Annotated in this window: 17 protein-coding genes, 1 tRNA gene and 1 pseudogene; 7 read left to right on the plus strand and 12 right to left on the minus strand. The window is 69.9% G+C overall.

The features are described from left to right. Positions 1-166 precede the first annotated feature (166 nt). Together ACIA8K_RS10560 and ACIA8K_RS10565 are read right to left on the minus strand one after the other, a co-directional pair. Positions 167-1,396 carry an RNA polymerase sigma factor gene (locus tag ACIA8K_RS10560; RefSeq protein WP_396057206.1) on the minus strand — a complete coding sequence of 410 codons (1,230 nt, stop codon included), beginning with the start codon at positions 1,394-1,396 and terminating at the stop codon, positions 167-169. Continuing rightward, positions 1,393-1,749, minus strand: coding sequence for a YciI family protein (locus tag ACIA8K_RS10565; RefSeq protein WP_396057208.1), 357 nt, complete (start codon positions 1,747-1,749; stop codon positions 1,393-1,395). The genes ACIA8K_RS10560 and ACIA8K_RS10565 overlap by 4 nt, the downstream gene beginning before the upstream one ends. Positions 1,750-1,889: 140 nt before the next feature. Here ACIA8K_RS10565 and ACIA8K_RS10570 point away from each other — a divergent pair, with 140 nt between their 5' ends. Together ACIA8K_RS10570 and ACIA8K_RS10575 are read left to right on the plus strand one after the other, a co-directional pair. After that, positions 1,890-3,077 (plus strand): sensor histidine kinase, encoded by a 1,188-nt coding sequence (locus ACIA8K_RS10570; protein ID WP_396057210.1) that lies wholly within the window; start codon positions 1,890-1,892, stop codon positions 3,075-3,077. Then, the gene (locus ACIA8K_RS10575) at positions 3,070-3,720 is read left to right on the plus strand and encodes a response regulator (protein WP_396057212.1); all 651 of its coding nucleotides are present in this window, start codon (positions 3,070-3,072) and stop codon (positions 3,718-3,720) included. Before ACIA8K_RS10570 ends, ACIA8K_RS10575 begins: the two co-directional genes overlap by 8 nt. Before the next feature lie 22 nt (positions 3,721-3,742). Here the strand turns inward: ACIA8K_RS10575 and ACIA8K_RS10580 are convergent, their stop codons facing one another. From ACIA8K_RS10580 to ACIA8K_RS10605, 6 genes are all read right to left on the minus strand, one after another. Beyond that, the gene (locus tag ACIA8K_RS10580; protein ID WP_396057214.1) at positions 3,743-5,191 is read right to left on the minus strand and encodes an alpha/beta hydrolase; all 1,449 of its coding nucleotides are present in this window, start codon (positions 5,189-5,191) and stop codon (positions 3,743-3,745) included. Positions 5,192-5,271: 80 nt separating this feature from the next. Continuing rightward, positions 5,272-6,570, minus strand: coding sequence for a nucleotide disphospho-sugar-binding domain-containing protein (locus ACIA8K_RS10585; RefSeq protein ID WP_396057216.1), 1,299 nt, complete (start codon positions 6,568-6,570; stop codon positions 5,272-5,274). Then, positions 6,567-8,654, minus strand: coding sequence for a glycosyltransferase (locus tag ACIA8K_RS10590; protein WP_396057218.1), 2,088 nt, complete (start codon positions 8,652-8,654; stop codon positions 6,567-6,569). The genes ACIA8K_RS10585 and ACIA8K_RS10590 overlap by 4 nt, the downstream gene beginning before the upstream one ends. Positions 8,655-8,957: 303 nt before the next feature. Next, positions 8,958-9,524, minus strand: a complete 567-nt coding sequence (locus tag ACIA8K_RS10595; RefSeq protein WP_396057220.1) for a PIN domain-containing protein — start codon at positions 9,522-9,524, stop codon at positions 8,958-8,960. A 9-nt stretch (positions 9,525-9,533) separates the two neighbouring features. Further along, the gene (locus tag ACIA8K_RS10600; protein ID WP_229071596.1) at positions 9,534-10,004 is read right to left on the minus strand and encodes a helix-turn-helix domain-containing protein; all 471 of its coding nucleotides are present in this window, start codon (positions 10,002-10,004) and stop codon (positions 9,534-9,536) included. A gap of 38 nt (positions 10,005-10,042) precedes the next feature. Continuing rightward, positions 10,043-10,174, minus strand: coding sequence for a hypothetical protein (locus ACIA8K_RS10605; protein ID WP_396057222.1), 132 nt, complete (start codon positions 10,172-10,174; stop codon positions 10,043-10,045). A 246-nt stretch (positions 10,175-10,420) separates the two neighbouring features. Here ACIA8K_RS10605 and ACIA8K_RS10610 point away from each other — a divergent pair, with 246 nt between their 5' ends. Continuing rightward, positions 10,421-10,678 carry a type II toxin-antitoxin system Phd/YefM family antitoxin gene (locus tag ACIA8K_RS10610; RefSeq protein WP_130511265.1) on the plus strand — a complete coding sequence of 86 codons (258 nt, stop codon included), beginning with the start codon at positions 10,421-10,423 and terminating at the stop codon, positions 10,676-10,678. Then, positions 10,675-10,935 (plus strand): Txe/YoeB family addiction module toxin, encoded by a 261-nt coding sequence (locus tag ACIA8K_RS10615; protein WP_396057225.1) that lies wholly within the window; start codon positions 10,675-10,677, stop codon positions 10,933-10,935. Before ACIA8K_RS10610 ends, ACIA8K_RS10615 begins: the two co-directional genes overlap by 4 nt. A 21-nt stretch (positions 10,936-10,956) precedes the next feature. Here the strand turns inward: ACIA8K_RS10615 and ACIA8K_RS10620 are convergent, their stop codons facing one another. Beyond that, complete coding sequence (locus ACIA8K_RS10620; RefSeq protein ID WP_396057227.1) at positions 10,957-11,397, minus strand: hypothetical protein; 441 nt, start codon at positions 11,395-11,397, stop codon at positions 10,957-10,959. On the opposite strand from ACIA8K_RS10620, the gene ACIA8K_RS10625 reads away from it, so the two are divergent. Next, the gene (locus ACIA8K_RS10625; RefSeq protein ID WP_396057230.1) at positions 11,390-12,109 is read left to right on the plus strand and encodes a hypothetical protein; all 720 of its coding nucleotides are present in this window, start codon (positions 11,390-11,392) and stop codon (positions 12,107-12,109) included. The genes ACIA8K_RS10620 and ACIA8K_RS10625 overlap by 8 nt on opposite strands. Positions 12,110-12,151: 42 nt before the next feature. On the opposite strand, the gene ACIA8K_RS10630 is transcribed toward ACIA8K_RS10625, so the two are convergent. The 3 genes from ACIA8K_RS10630 to bcp all read right to left on the minus strand — a co-directional run bounded on the left by ACIA8K_RS10630 (position 12,152) and on the right by bcp (position 14,163). Then, positions 12,152-13,291: a hypothetical protein gene (locus ACIA8K_RS10630; RefSeq protein ID WP_396057232.1), complete on the minus strand. Its 1,140-nt coding sequence runs from the start codon at positions 13,289-13,291 to the stop codon at positions 12,152-12,154. A 190-nt stretch (positions 13,292-13,481) separates the two neighbouring features. Beyond that, a tRNA-Leu gene (locus tag ACIA8K_RS10635) sits at positions 13,482-13,556 on the minus strand. 130 nt (positions 13,557-13,686) lie between these two features. Continuing rightward, the gene (gene bcp / locus ACIA8K_RS10640) at positions 13,687-14,163 is read right to left on the minus strand and encodes a thioredoxin-dependent thiol peroxidase (RefSeq protein ID WP_396057234.1); all 477 of its coding nucleotides are present in this window, start codon (positions 14,161-14,163) and stop codon (positions 13,687-13,689) included. Between the two features lie 105 nt (positions 14,164-14,268). On the opposite strand from bcp, the gene ACIA8K_RS10645 reads away from it, so the two are divergent. Beyond that, entirely contained in the window at positions 14,269-14,961 is a 693-nt protein-coding gene (locus ACIA8K_RS10645) for an energy-coupling factor ABC transporter permease (RefSeq protein WP_396057236.1), read from the plus strand. Next, positions 14,958-15,275 (plus strand): annotated as a pseudogene (locus ACIA8K_RS10650) (PDGLE domain-containing protein); the annotation flags it as partial. The gene ACIA8K_RS10645 and the pseudogene ACIA8K_RS10650, both read left to right, overlap by 4 nt. Positions 15,276-15,281: the final 6 nt, after the last annotated feature.

Here is a 15,281-nt window from a genome sequence, read left to right on the forward strand (position 1 = left end):
GACCGGCTCGGAGCGACGTGCGGAGCGCCAGCGGAGCCCGGCGCGACGTTTGCCCGCGGGAGCATGCGGGCCGCACCACCGCGGAAGCGGGAAGATCAAGATTTTGATCGTCGCCTCGGGGAGGGATGTGCCGCCGACCGGCACGGGGGCTCGTGTGCCGCTGCCGTCAGCCGGCCGAGGTGAGACGGGCGGCGCGTCCGCGTAGGTAATGGCGTTCCGGGAGGCTCGTGGTCAGGGCGGCGGCGAGCAGGTAGTCCTGTTGTGCGCCGGTGGGGTCACCTGCGAGTTCCCGCAGATGGGCGCGGGTCGACGCGAGCCGGTGGTGGCCGGTCAGGCGGGCGTCCTGTGCGAGGCCGGCCAGCATCGCCAGACCGGCGTCCGGGCCGTCCGTCATCGCGACCGCGATCGCTTGGTTGAGCGACGCCATCGGGGATGGTGCGATGCGGCAGAGCACGCGGTAGAGGAGACGGATCTGCGGCCAGTCCGTGGCGGCGACGTCGGGGGCGGTCACGTGCAGTGACGCGATCGCGGCCTGCAGCTGGTACGGGCCGAGCGGCGCGTGACTCATCGCGTCCGTCACAAGCGTCGTACCCTCGCGGATCAGATCGTGATCCCACCGGGACCGGTCCTGCTCGGGCAGCGGGATCAGGCCACCATCCGCGTCCGCGCGGGCCGCCCGGCGCGCGTCCGTGAGCAGCATCAGCGCGAGCAGTCCGGCCACCTCGCCGTCGTCCGGCAGCGTGCGGTGGAGCGTCCGGGCCAGCCGGATCGCCTCGGACGCGAGGTCGGGGCGCTGGAGGAGCGGGCCGGAGCTTGCGGTGTAGCCCTCGTTGAAGATCAGGTAGAGCACGTGACGTACCGCGTCCAGCCGGTCGGCGAACGGCAGGTCCGCGACCACGCCCGCCGCCCTGATCCGCTGCTTCGCCCGGCTGATCCGCACGCCCATGGTCGCCTCCGGCACCAGGAACGCGCCAGCCACCTCCGCAGTGGTCAGCCCGCCCACAGCCCGCAGCGTCAACGCGACCTGCGACACCGGCGTCAGCGCGGGATGACAACACAGGAACAGCAGCTCCAGCGTGTCGTCCCGGTCGCCGAGCCGTTCCTCACCGGGGCCCGGAACGGCCGCGGGCCGCAGTGCCTCCGCCGCGTCCGCCGCCTCCCGGTCCCGGCGGGCCCGTTCGCTGCGGATCAGATCCACCACCCGCCGCGACGCGACAGTCACCAGCCAGCCCCGTGGACTCGCCGGCATGCCCTCGGCAGGCCACTGCAGCGCTGCCGCGAGCAATGCCTCCTGCAACGCGTCCTCGCAGGCCGGGAGATCGCGATATCTCCTGACCAGGGCGGCGAGGACCTGGGGCGAGAGGTCGCGCAGCAGGCCCTCGACGCCGTCCGTCACCCGGCGAACACCACCGGCCGTACCTCGACCCCGAGCCCGTCGATCGCCGCGTCCGGGATCATCGCCGCCAGCTCGTAGGCACGATCCCGGTTCGGCACCTCCACCAGGTAGTACCCGCCCAGGAACTCCTTGGACTCCAAGTACGGCCCGTCACTCACTGTCGGTGCCCCGTCCCGTAACCGGACGACCGCGCTCACCTCCGGCCCCGCCAGCGCGACAGTTCCGACCAGTTCGCCGGACTCCCGGATCGCGTCCAGGAACGGCCCGTGCCCGCTCATCACCGCGGACTGCTCCTCCTCGGTGAGCGCATCCCAGATGCGCGGATTCATATGCATGATCAGTAAGAACTTCACGTCGACTCCTCATCGCGGGCCGCGCCGTGCCGGCGCATCAGGTGGTCGGAGTCGCCCGGCCGACTTTGACATGTTCCCGCCACGAACTCCTCGACACCTCGTCCGACCGGGCCGGCGCTGGTACGCAAGGATGCATGACCGTGGGCGAACTCCCTGAGCCGCCGCGCCTGCCCAGACCGGTGGGTGCGGTACGCGCGTTCTGGGCGCGCCACCCCCGCCTGGTGGATGCGCTCGTGGCCGGGTTCTGCTGGCTGTGGGTCTTCGACGACGGCGCGGGCGGGTTGCAGATTCCGCAACCTGTCGACGGGCCGTGGTGGGCCGTCAACACAGTCATGGCGGCGTCCATGCTGGTCCGCCGCTCCCATCCGTGGTGGACGGTGCTTGTGGTGACCGCCGGTGGTGTCCTGATGAGCGACCATTTCGCAGGCATCGCGCTCGCCTGTGCGCTCTACGCCCTCGCCGCCCACCGCTCGACAGTCGCCGCGGTGCTCGGCGCGGTGCTTGCCGTGGGCGCCTCGGTCGCCGTGGCCGCTCTCCGGCCGGACCCGCAGGCGTGGCGGGACACGGCCGTCGCCGGCACGCTGATCGTTGTGGTGTCGGTGCTGCCCGGCGCGAACGCCCGGATCCGGCGCCGGTACCTTGAGGCGCTCCTGTACCGCACGGAGCAGCTCGCCCGGGAGAAGGAGCAGGAGGGCCGGCTGGCCGCGGCCCGGGAACGGACGAGGATCGCCCATGACCTGCACGACATCGTGGCGCACAGCCTGACCGTGATGGTACGGCTGGCCGACGGCGCGGCCGCGGTGACCGGAACGGATCCGCGCCGTGCGGAGTCGGCGTCCGAGCGGATCGCCGACGTCGGCCGGACCGCGATGGTGGACATGCGCCGGCTGCTCGGGGTGCTCCGCGACGGCCCGCCCGGCGAGGAGGGCCGGCCGATCCAGAATCTGGACACGCTCGTGGCGACGTTCCGGGCCGCCGGATCGCCTGTCGTGGTCCGCAGGCAGGGCCGGGAGCCGAGATCTCCGAGCCTGCGCAACGCGATCCTCCGTACCGTTCAGGAGTCCCTGACCAATGCGCTGCGCTACGCCGACCGCGCGGAACTGGTGCTCGTCGATCTGGACTACCGGGCCGACCCGATCCTCATCGAGGTCACCGACGACGGCCGCGGCACCGGTCCGGCGACGTCGGTGGGCGCGCGGCAGGGCCTGAGCGCGCTGCGCGAGCGGCTCTCGCTGTACGGCGGCACGGTCCAGGCCGGACCCCGCCCGGGGTACGGATGGACAGTGCACGTGACCCTGCCCCAGCCTGACGAGGAAGCCGATGGATGAGACGACGGTACTGCTCGTGGACGACCAGGCGCTCGTGCGCGAGGGCATGGCGATGGTCCTCGGCCGGACACCAGGCCTGCGGATCGTGGGGGAGGCCGGCGACGGCCGCGCGGGCGTCCAGCTCGCCCGCCTGCACCGGCCGGACGTGGTCCTGATGGACGTGCGGATGCCGGTGCTCGACGGCATCGGGGCGACCCGCGAGATCGTGGCGCGGTGCCCGGAGACCCGGGTGCTCATCCTGACCACCTTCGACCTGGACGAGTACGCCTTCGACGGCCTGCGCGCCGGGGCGAGCGGTTTCCTGCTCAAGGACGCGACCTCTGCCGACCTGGTGCGAGCGGTGCGTACGGTGGCGGCCGGCGAGGCGGTGGTCTCCCCCCGGATCACCCGTACGCTTCTGGACCACTACCAGGAGAGCCCCGCGAACCCGCCGGAGAGCGCTCGCCTGCTGGAGAGGCTGACCGGCCGGGAACGCGAGGTCCTCGTCGCCATCGCCGGCGGCCTGTCGAACGCCGAGATCGCCGGCCGGCTCTTCCTCTCCGAGTCGACTGTGAAGACCCACGTGGGGCGGGTCCTCGCCAAGATCCAGGCTCGCGACCGGGTGCACGCCGTCATCTGGGCGCATCGGCACGGGCTCGCCTGATCAAGGCGAGCCCGTGCCGGGCCTATTCGGCGCAGACGGCGCCTTCCCGGGCCGGCGGGACGCCGTCGAGCAGGTAGCGGTCCACTTCCGGACGGCAGGCGCCGTAGACGTACGAACCGTGCCCGTTGCCCTCGCGGGTCAGCAGCCGGCCGTTCTCCAGGGTTGCCGCGGCGGACTGTCCCCACTCGTAGAGCGCCGCCGGGTCACCGGTGCCGGCGATCAGCACGATCGGCACCGAGCCCTTGGCGGTGACCGGATGCGGGCGGGACACGCCACCGTTCGGCCACTGCGGACACGGCGTGCCCGACATGACCTCCGGCCCGAACACCTGTCGTTCCCGGATCAGGGCGGCCCGGTCCGCCATGATCCGCGCCGCGCTGCGCCGGTCCGGCAGGTCCAGGCATTGGATCGCGTTGAACGCGATGCCGGTGTCGGGGTCCGGTGTGATGACGCTGTGGTCGCCGGCGCGCACGGCCGTGAACAGGCTGTCCAGCTCCGGGGCACCGGCCGGGTTGGACAGGTGCTCCTCCGTCAGGTTGACGAGCTGCAGCTGCTCGCCCGGATGCCGGTCGGCCGCCCGGAACAGCTCCGCCACCGCAGTCCGGCCCTGTGCCACGGTCGATCCGTGGAATGGGCAGCCGGCCCGGTCGTCGCAGGTGTCCAGGTAGGCGTCCAGACCCCGCTCCTCGCCCTTGGCCACGTCGGTGAGGAAGGCCTTGTTGTCCTGGGCCGGGTCGACGACCGCGTCAAGCACCATGCGCCCGACCCGGGTGGGGAACAGGTCCGCGTACCGCAGGCCGAGGCGGGTGCCGTAGGAGCCGCCGTAGTAGGAGAGCTTGTCGTCGCCGAGGACGGCGCGCAACACGTCGAGGTCCCGGGCGGCACTTACCGTGTCGACGTGATCGAAGATCGGCCCGGACTCGGCCCGGCACGCCCGCACCCAGCTCCTGACCGCCGCCTCCCGGGCGATCCGCTCGGCGAGGTCGTCCGGGGAGGCGTCCGAACTCCGGAACGCCGCGTCGGCCTCCGCCGGGCAGCTCAGCGGCGCGGACCCGCCCACCCCCCGAGGGTCGAAGCTGACCAGGTCGAACCCGTCGATCACCGGCCTGCTGAAGAAGCGCGCCGCGAACTCAAGGAACGGTTTCCCCGGTCCGCCCGGTCCGCCCGGATTGAGCAGCAGTGACCCCCGGCTGGTGCCGGTGGCCCGGTGCCGATGCACCTTTATCGTGATCGTCTGTCCCGCCGGGCGCGACCAGTCCACCGGGACTGTGACGTCTGTGCAGTCAAGCACCAGTCCGTGCTCGTCGTCGCAGGACGCCCAGGTGAGCGTCTGCCGGTAGAACCTGTCCGGGGTCTCCGCGGCGTTTGCAGCCGGCACACCCAGGCCCATCGTCAGGCCACCCACAAGCAGTGCTGCGGCGGTGTGTCGCCAGCCGGGACCGCGCGTCCGTCCATCAGATGTTCTCGTCATGACGTCGACGCTAGGGAGGCGGCAGGTCCCGGCCATCCACCCGCGGTGCCCTCCCGTGGTGGTACCGAGGTACCACGCGGTCAGGAACTCCCGGACAGGTGGGCGTGGGCGAGTGTGAAAGCATGTTCGCTTCCCGGCGTACGCCGTAGTTGCTCGCCGAGCGTCTGTGCCGCCGGCGCGCAATCGAGCACGCGCTGCACAGCGGCGGCGATGTCGTCCGCCGACGCCGCGTTCGGGTCCAGGGCCACGCCGGTCCCGGTGGTCTCGATCGCCGCCGCACCTGCGAACTGGTCTGTGGAAAACGGCAGCGCCAGCATCGGTACGCCCGCGGTGAGGGCCTCGGTGACGCTGTTGTTACCGGCGTGCGTGACGGCCATCGCCGCCTGCTCAAGCAGCACGGTCTGCGGAAGGTAGGGGCGCACGAGCCAGGTGTCCGGCATCGGCGGCAGGTCCTGGGCCGATCCGGTCGCCAGCGCGACCCGCAGGCCGGAACGCCGCAGTGCCGCGGTGACCGTGCTCAGCACATCCGCCCGGGTGGACAGGAAGCTGCCGAAGCTGACGTAGGCGAACGGCTGGTCGCCTGCGTCCAGCCACGCTCGCACGTCTGCCGGGACGGTCTCGGTGCGGACCGCCGAGCCGAGGAACGCGTGCGGAGCCGGCAGAGCGGTACGGGCCGGGTCGTGCAACGCGGCGGGATAGTTGTAGAGCACCAGGTCGCCGTGTTCGGTGAACGCGTCCGTCGCGGGTGTGGCGGTGGGGGCGAGGGTGTGCAGCGCGGCGTTCCACTCGGCGGTGAACTCGTCCCGCACGGTGCCGCACAGCCGGTGCAGCTCGGCGAGTTCGCTGTCGGCCGGACGGAACGCCGCCGGCCAGGCTGTCGGGTAGCCGTAGACCTCGTCGCCGACGGGCAGGGCCGACGGGTGGCCGAGCACGACGTCCACGTGCGGGACAGCACCCGCGGTCAGGGCCAGCCGGGCGCTGAAGGCCAGATGGTCGACGATGATCTGGTCGGGCTTGACCTGCTCGACCACCGCGAGGACCGCCCGTGCCCGGTCGACCGGTTCCCAGAGCAGGTCGTTGCGGCGGGCCTCAGCCTGGAAACGAAGCGTCTCGACCATCCCGCGGTACGTCGCGGCGAAGAACCCGCGCAGCGCGTCGTCCTCGCCGGCCGGCTGCTGCTCGGCCCGGATCACGCCCGGGTTGGAGCCCCGGCCGAGCGGAAGGTCGCAGTGCGCGAAGCCGAACCCCGCGACCAGTGCTGCGGTCGCGGGGCCGGTCGCCACCACGACCCGTTCGCCGGCCTTCTGCCACGCGGTGGCGAGGGTGGCCAGCGGCAGCAGGTGGGAGGCGTAATCCGGGCTGATCACCAGGAGGGTCATGACCGGTGCTCCTCGACTGTCACGGACGCGTAGATGCCGGCCAGGCTACCGGCCATCGCATCCACGGTCAGGCCGTCGCTGATCCTGGCGCGGGCCCGCTCGACCCGCGACGGCGTGGGCAGGCACGCGAGATCGAGGGCGCCCAGGAACGCGTCGGCCAGAGCGGCCGGGTCGCCGGCCCGGGCGAGCATCCCGGTGACGCCATGCTCGATGTAGGTGGCCGGACCGCCGGCGTCCGGCCCGACCACGACCAGGCCGGCGGCCAGCGCCTCGAGCAGGGCGAGGCCGAACTCCTCCTTGAGGCTGGCGCACACGTAGACGCCGCCGGCGGCGATCAGGGACGTACGGCCGGCATGTGCTGCCGCGAGCCAGCGGGCCACCACGTCGTTGGGCCGGTGGCCCGGCATGATCAGCCCGGCCGAGGCCTCCGGGTACTCGCGCAGCACCTCGGCGACGAGTTCCAGTTGCTCCCGCTCGTCCAGGGACGGATCCGCCAGGTCGCCGCCGACGATCAGCAGGTTGCACCGTTCGCGCAAGTCCGGGTCTCGGGCCCACGCCTGCACCAGGGTCGCCATGCCTTTGACCCGGTGCAGCCGCCCGACACTCATCGCCAGTGGCAGGCCGTGGCGCCGCGGCGGCAGAGCTTCGACGAGCGCCTCCAGTTCGTTCATCGCCGAGGAGTCAAGCGGCTCGGCAGCAGCGGCCCGGCTGACGTCCAGGTCGATGCCTTCCGCGACAACGCTGTAGCGGCCGGTCCCGTCGGCGATGTCGATGCCGATGAGGGTCTCCAGGTCGCGGGCCAGGTGCGGGCGGGGGAAGAGGACGACATGGCCGGCCTCGGCAGCCAGCCGTTGCACAAGCCGCGCCCGGAACCAGTAGTGCTCCCGTTCATCCACCTGGCCGAAGTTGTCGCGACGCAGACCACCCGTGCGTTCCAGGGCGTCGATTGTCGCGTGCGGGTCCGGGGCCAGGGTGAACACGATCGGGATGCCCAGCTCCGCCGCCACCTCGGCCGTGGCCAGGCTGCCGACCTCCGCCATCCGCAGGTGGACGGCGTCGATGTGATGGGCGCGCAGCAGGCGCCGGACACCACGCCGTACGGCGACCCGGGCCGGCCACGCGTCGGCCGCGTTGGTCGCCGGGCCCGGCATCGGCACGCCCGCAAGCACGTGGCGCTCGTCAGCGGAGAGCGCGGCCAGCGCATGCTCCGGGGTGCCGCGCGAGATGGTGAGCACCCGCTCGACGCCGGGCTGGGCGGCGAGCTTGTCGCCGAGCCGGACGAGCAGGGTGGCGATGCCGCCGTTGTCGCCGGCACCGGCCCGGCTCAGCTCCCGATCGAGGTCCGCGTGCAGGAACAGTTGGGCGATCCGCAGGCCCGGCGTGTCCCCGGCGGAGCCTCGGCCGGCGACCGGTGCGAGGTCGGCGGCGGCCAGCCGGGCCACGGCGCCGAGCTCTCCGTCCGCGGTGCGCAGGGACTCGAGCGCCCGTACCGTTTCCGGGTCGCCCGGCCAGTCCCCAAGAGCGGCGACAGCCCGGGTACGGGCGGCCGGGCTCTCGTCCGGGTCCAGGGCGATCCGGCGCACGGCCTGCACGGCCGACTCGGCGGGCACCAGGCCGAGGGTCTCGACGAGCCGCGCACGGGTCTGCGGGTCCCGCGTCCCGGCCAGGGCCCGGAGCAGCTCGGTGGCGATGTGGTCCCCCGCCGGGCCGCCCCAGCTCTCCAGAGTCCGCTGCGCGAGCATGCCGGAGAACCCACCCCCGGCGACAGTGCGGACGAGCCGGTCGATCGCGTCCAGCCGGGGCAGGCGCGACTGCAGCATCCAAGCCGCATGCTCCCGCAGAAACCGGCGCGGATGCGACAGAAGCCGCGACAGTACGGCGTCGGCCTCATCGTCGATCACGGCGCCGATACCGTGTACGGCGGCCACCGCCGCCAACTCGTCGTCCCCGTCCACCGCCTCGGCCAGCGACCTCATCACCGATCGTGCGGGACTCCGTGCGGCCTCGAACGCGAGCCCGTGATCGTCGCGGAGAACGTCGAGCATGGAAGCACTGCGGCGGACCTCGTGCAATACGGAGTTCACGGATGACGGCATACCCATGCTTCGGAGCCGCGACCGCTCCCGGATGCAAAAGATCGGCACAAAAAGAGTGCGCTACCGCACACCGTTTTTAGACCCGCCAGAGCCGCGCCTGGGCGACCACCGCGACGCGGGGTCTGGGGGTCGCTTCCAGGAAACTACCGTGGGCCGGACGTTGCACCATGCGAACCACCCGATCATCGTCACCGGCGACCCCACTGCCGGGACGTTTGGCCAGTTCAAGGGGTACTCGACCAGCCCGATAGCCTGATTCAGACCCACCCTCAGCCGCCTCGGAGTGCTGCGCTACCAGGCCGGGGGACCAAGATGGCGTCGTACTTCAGCCGCGAATCTAGGTACGCCGGTGCGTTGCAGAAGGACGAGGACCTCCGGCACGGTGTTCGGCGCACGTCGGTAGGACGCGGCTTGGTGACGGAGCACGTCCATGGTCAAGCCGGGGTAGAGATCGAGTTGGTCGAGGAGGAAATCGTCGGGGTGGATGGCTGCGATGTCGTAGGGCTTGAGGGCCGGCTCGGGGAAGTCGCTGAGGTTGAAGGTGACGATGACTTCGGCGTTGGCGCGTACGGCGGCAGCCAGAACGTGTCGGTCCTTCGGATGGTTCGTCATACCGTCGACAAGTGACTCATAGCCAGTGACCAGGGCGTCGGGGAATGACCGGCTCATCTGGCCAAGCCGCCGATCAACCCGATCCGGTGGTAGCCCGCGCTTGGTGAGGTTGCGACGTAGTTCGGTGAAGACGTCGGCCGACCAGAGCGGCCGGTATGCGGAGGCTTCGGCGAGGCGAAGCAGGGTGTCGCACAGGTATGCCGGGTAGAGCACGCAGGTGTCAAGGAACGCGGGAAACGCCACCATGACCGGCTGTCACCTCGACGGCGGTGAGTCGAGGGTGATCTCGTACAGGTCGTCGTCCTCGGCGTCGGCTGCCATCTGGTCCAGGGCGCGGCGGCGTTCGGTGCGGGTGCGTTCGGAGTAGTCGAGGATGTCCCGCAGCAGGACTCGTCGGTGCCGGCCGCGCAGGCTGTGCGGGATCTCGCCGTCGGTCAGCAGGCGGACCAGCGTAGGTCGTGAGATGTTGAGCAGGTCAGCGGCCTCTTGGGTGGTCAGCATCGTGTTGTGCGGGGCGATCGAGATGGCCATGCCCTGGGACAGGGCACCGACGACGTCGCGCAGCAGTTCGTAGAGTTCGGCCGGGATGTCGAGCTGCGAACCGTCCGGGCCCACCAGCTTCGCTCGGGCGGGGGCCTCGGCGGCGGCCATACCCCGCGCGAAGCGCACCAGGTCGGCGGGGTTTTCAGGTGGCAGAACGGTCCGTTCACGCAGGGTGCTCGACATGAAGCCAGCATACCGCTATTCGAAAAATCCGAAAGCCGCTACGGCTTGGTGAAGCCCAGCGTGCGATAGCCGGGCATTCGGCGCTGCAGCGAGACAGCCAGGATCGGCGTCGCCGGGTCGTGCCGGCCACGATGGCAGATCGCCACGATCCCCGACGAACGCAGATCCACCTTCCGGAGCTCCACCAGCAGCCGACAACAGCGAATCGCCGGGCCGCGGTTCGCATGCAAGATCAAAGTGGGCCGGACGTTGCACCATGCGAACCACGCCACCATCGTCCCGGGCCGCCCACTATCGGGACGTTTGACCAGCTCAAGCGTTAGACGCTAGCGCTCGGGGCCGTTGACCCCAACAACAGCGGGCTCACCCTCCATGCCGATAGTGGTACCGTATTCAGTACCACTTCGGGAGGCATCATGACGTCTGCGATCAGTGCCAGCGAGGCGCGCAAGTCCCTATTTCCACTCATCGAGCGTGTCAACGAGGACCACACCCCGATCGAGATCGTTTCCAAGCGGGGTAACGCCGTCCTGGTGAGCAAGGAGGACTGGGACTCGATCATGGAGACCAACTACCTGCTCCGATCGCCCGCCAACGCCAAGCGCCTCGTCGAGAGCGTCGAGCAGTGGCGAGCCGGCCGAGCCACCGAACGCGAGTTCGGCCCCGAGGAGTGAAACTCAGCTGGACCGACCACGCCTGGGACGACTACCTGTACTGGCAGACCCAGGACCGCAAAACCCTCAAACGCATCAACGCGCTGATCGCCGACATCAAACGCGACCCCGACGGCCAGGGCATCGGCAAGCCGGAGATCCTCCGAAACAACCTCGCCGGACTCCGGTCCCGTCGCATCGATGACGAGCACCGCATGGTGTACGCCGTCGAGCCCAGCGAGATCTCCATCATCTCCTGCCGATACCACTACGAGTAGGTCAGGCCTTATCGTTGCTGCTCAGCGGCGTTTGGCGAACTCTGCCAAGCGCTCGCTGAGCGGGCTCACCCGTGGGCGCGGTGGCCGATCGAAGTAGCCCGGCTTGATCTCGCGCATCAGCGTCTCACCGTCCCGGTTCCAGTCGAACCGTGGCCTCTTCAACAGCCGCCGGAACACGACACTCGCCTTCTCGGGATCTCGAGCAGCCAGCCGGCGCAGGACCATCGGCTCCACACTGTCGTCCTCGATGTAGGACAGCGTCTGCTCGCGCCACCGGCGGCGCCGCAACAGGTCGGGGTTCGCGAACGCTTCCTCCAGGAGGCCGAACTCCGCGTAGAAGCCGAGTCCGTCCGTCTCGTCGTAGATCAGCGCAACCGTTTCCGCATCGGTCACCTCCGGCGGCAACGACATCGACACCGCCGGAGGGACGTCCTTCGGGTCCGGCCCGAGAACCGTGTTCACGGCAGTAGGTGTAGTAGCCGTCGAGCCGCTCCTGTGCCTGTTCCCCCGGGACCACCAGAAGGTCGGTGCCGAAGAACTCGACGAACCGTGCCCGGTCAGCACGCTGATGCTTCCACGCCATTGCCATCTTGTCCGGGTTCCGGAACACCGCTTCCGGCGTACGCAAAGACATGTCCAGCGCGAGTCGATAGGCGATGTCCCGTTCGCTCCCGCGGAGAATCTGTACCGGCCCGCTCAGCATCCACTCGTCACCGACAGCGACCAGCCGGGCGATGATGAACGAGTGGCGCGGCATCTGCTTGAACACGGCCGGGCCCATGTTCGATCTAACCCGATAGGTCAAGTCGTCGACGAGGCTCTCCACCAGGAGCGCGGGCCCGTCCTTGCGCTGCACCTCGAACGGGCCCTGCACCACGTCGCGCCAGCCGAGCACCATCTCCCGTTCGGCCTCCGGCAGGTCCGGCCGGGCCTCGACGAACTGCTCCACCACCGTCCGGCCGTTCGCCAACCGGTGCTCCAGCACGAAACAGTCCCAGAGCAGCATCCACCGCTGCTCATCGGCGTCTTCGCGGCCGTTGCCGTACTGGGCCAGAAAACTCGACGCAGCCCGGTTGTAGCGGGGCTGCTGAGAAAACGCCACCAGCTCGCCCTTGAGGTCACCCGCCCGTCGGAGCAGCGCGGCATCAGACATCGACATACCACCAACCTATGAGCTGCCGGAGTCAGACCGGCACGGGGTGCCTCGTTCGGGTGGTCAGTCGGTCAGATATCGAGCGAGGCGTTCGGCGTTGAGTCCCCGCATCGCGTCCTCCACGGCTTCCGAGTCGGAGAGATCGATACCACGGGCCGTCAGCTCCGCGGCGATCTGCTTGGCCGGACCCCACGCCGCCGTGTCGTCGAACGCCTCCTCGAACGCGGGAAGGAACGTGTCGACAGCCTCGATCACCGGACTGATCCATACCGGGTCGACCGCACGGTGTTCCAGGGCGTACCGGATCCAGCGTCGCAACACGTCCGGCAGCGCGGCACGCTGCTCAGCGTCCAGCGCCGCCTTGCGCGGCAACCAGTCGGCCAGGAACAAGCCGACCTGTCCTGGGCTCCAGCACAGCGGACCGCTGGTCATGTAGCCGGCACCGTAATCCAGGAACAGGTCGGCCAGCGACCTGGCGACCGTGTCGTCGGCCGGCGCGAATCCGTCCAGCAGTCGTTGCCGTTCCTCATCGTCCATCGGCTGCCAGTCACGGAAGTCCGGCAGGTACGGAAGGCATCGTGACCAGGCCATCGCCCGCAAGTCGAGGAAGTCCTCGTCATCGTGGCGGGGCCAGGTCATGTCCGTGGTCCGCAGCGCGTCCGCCAGCTCCGCCAGCGCCACCTCGACCGGGCACTCGACGGCCGGCATCGGCACCTCGTCGGGCTCACGCAGCCGATCCCAGGTCTCCGCAGCCCCGGGCTGCAGTAACGCCAGCTTGTCGACCAGCACACCGCCGGCGAGGGAGATCTGCGCCATCAACGTGTGCGGAGTCTGCCCGGCGAACTCGACGAACAGCACATGCTCGCTGTCCCAGACATCCACCGCTCGCCACGCCCGAACCGGCTCAAAGACAGGCGCCTCGAACCACGATGGCACAGGCTGACTCTCCGACAAGATCTCCAGGGTGCCATCCAGCATCGACCACTCACCAGGAGCGCCGACACGGCGCAGCGCCGCCACCGCGGCCAGCCCGTGCGGCAACGGCCGGGTCGACGCCCGGCCCACCACCTCCAGGTGGAACATCTTCTCCGGGTCACGCTCGCCGAGCCCCGCGGCCGACCATGCCGCGCCGAGCCACTCACTGGCCCACCGCTCCACCTCGAGCACACTGTCCTCGGACACGATCGTCACCGCGTCACGCATCAACCGGTCCGACAGCCGCAACTCCCGCACCGGGCGCTGCGGACGCCTCGGCTTACCTCGTCCCGCGGGACGACCACGACTCTTAGGCATGTACCCATTTACCGCATTCAGCCCGGCACAACGCCCGAGCGACCCGCGGTTCGTGCAATGCCACATTCAACCAGCACGAACACGCAGGCCATGCGCAGAGTGGGGCCGGCGGGACTCGAACCCGCACTGGAACGGACCTAAACCGTTTGCCTCCTGCCAATTGGGCTACGGCCCCCAAAGCGAAGAACCGGTCACAACCGTCCTGACCGACACTCCTGTTGCTGCTCGGGATCATAGTTGACCGGAGCTTTTGCGATGTGGCGTAGGTGGCCGATCCGGCTGCGGCAGGCAGGGCGGCGCCGAGGTCAGTCGAGGCCGAGGTCCTTGCGCAGCTTTGCCACGTGGCCGGTGGCCTTCACGTTGTAGAAGGCGTGCTCGATCCGGCCCTCCTCGTCGATCACGAATGTGGAGCGGATGACGCCGACGACTGTCTTGCCGTAGAGCTTCTTCTCGCCGAAGGCGCCGTAGGCGGTGAGCGTCTCCTTCTCCGGGTCGGAGACCAGCGGGAAGGTGAGCGCGTCGTGTTCGCGGAACTTTGCGAGCTTGGCGGGGGTGTCCGGGGAGATGCCGACGACCTCGTAGCCGGAGCCCTTGAGTGACGCGAGCGAGTCGCGGAAGTCGCAGGCCTGCTTGGTGCAGCCGGGGGTCATGGCGCTTGGGTAGACGTAGAGGATGACCTTGCGTCCGCGCAGGTCCGATAGGGAAAACCGGTCTCCGGTGTCGGTCGGCAGGGTGAACGAAGGTGCGGTGTCGCCGGCGGCGAGACGGATGGCGTCGGTCATGTGCGTCAGGTTACCGGGGCCACACGGAAGGCCAATTGCAAGTCCTTGGCAACAAGGGGCGCAAGCCAATAGTCTGAGCGCGACCTGAGGAAGGAAGCGGCGCTCATGAATCCTGAGGCACTGCACATCTCGAACGGTGTCCTCAACGGGCCCGTCTCCATCGCCTACGCCGTGCTCGCCGCCGTCGCGATCGGCGTGTGCGTGGTCAACAGCCGCCGTGACCTGGAGGACCGCCTGGTCCCGATGGCGGGGCTGGTGGCCGCGTTCATTTTCGCGGTGCAGATGCTCAACTTCCAGGTGCTGCCGGGGGTGAGTGGGCACCTGCTGGGCGGCGCGCTCGCGGCGATCCTGGTCGGGCCGTGGGTGGGCGCACTGTGCATGACGATCGTGATCACGGCGCAGGCGCTGTTCTTCGCGGACGGCGGCATCACGGCGCTGGGGCCGAACATCACGAACATGGGGCTGCTGTCGACAGCTGTCGGGTTCGGGGTGACGGCGCTGCTGTTGCGCGTGCTTCCGCGTACCCCCAACGGCCTGTCGATCTCGGTTTTCGTTGCGGCAGTGGTGAGCGTGGTGGTGGCGTCGCAGAGCTTCGTGCTGCAGTACGCGATCGGCGGCTCGACGCCGCTTGACGAGCGGAGCCTGGCGGGCATCGCGGCGGTGATGGGCGGCACGCACCTGCTGATCGGCATCGGTGAGGGGCTGATCAGCGCGGCGACAGTGGCGACTGTCGCCCGGGTCCGCCCGGATCTGGTCTACGCGCTGCGTGGCCTGAAGAAGAGGGAAGTGGCGGTATGAGGAAGTTCATCCTGGCCGGCCTCCTGACGGCGCTGCTGCTCGCGGGCGTGGTCAGCAGCTTCGCGTCAAGCTCGCCGGACGGGCTCGACTCGGCCTCGACCAAGGGCTGCACGACGGACGCGGACGGCGAGATCACCGGCGGCACCTGCATCGCGCAGGGGGCGAAGGACCATGAGCTGGCGGACAGCCCGCTCGCGGATTACAGCATCCGGGGTGTGGAGAACTCGTACCTGTCGACCGGCCTGTCCGGCATCGCCGGCGTGCTCCTGGTCTTCGGGGTCGCGGGCGGCGCGTTCTGGCTGCTCCGAAGCCGCAAGCGT

Origin of the sequence: Catenuloplanes sp. NPDC051500, assembly GCF_044454585.1 — a bacterium.
Taxonomy (GTDB): Bacteria; Actinomycetota; Actinomycetes; order Mycobacteriales; family Micromonosporaceae; genus Catenuloplanes.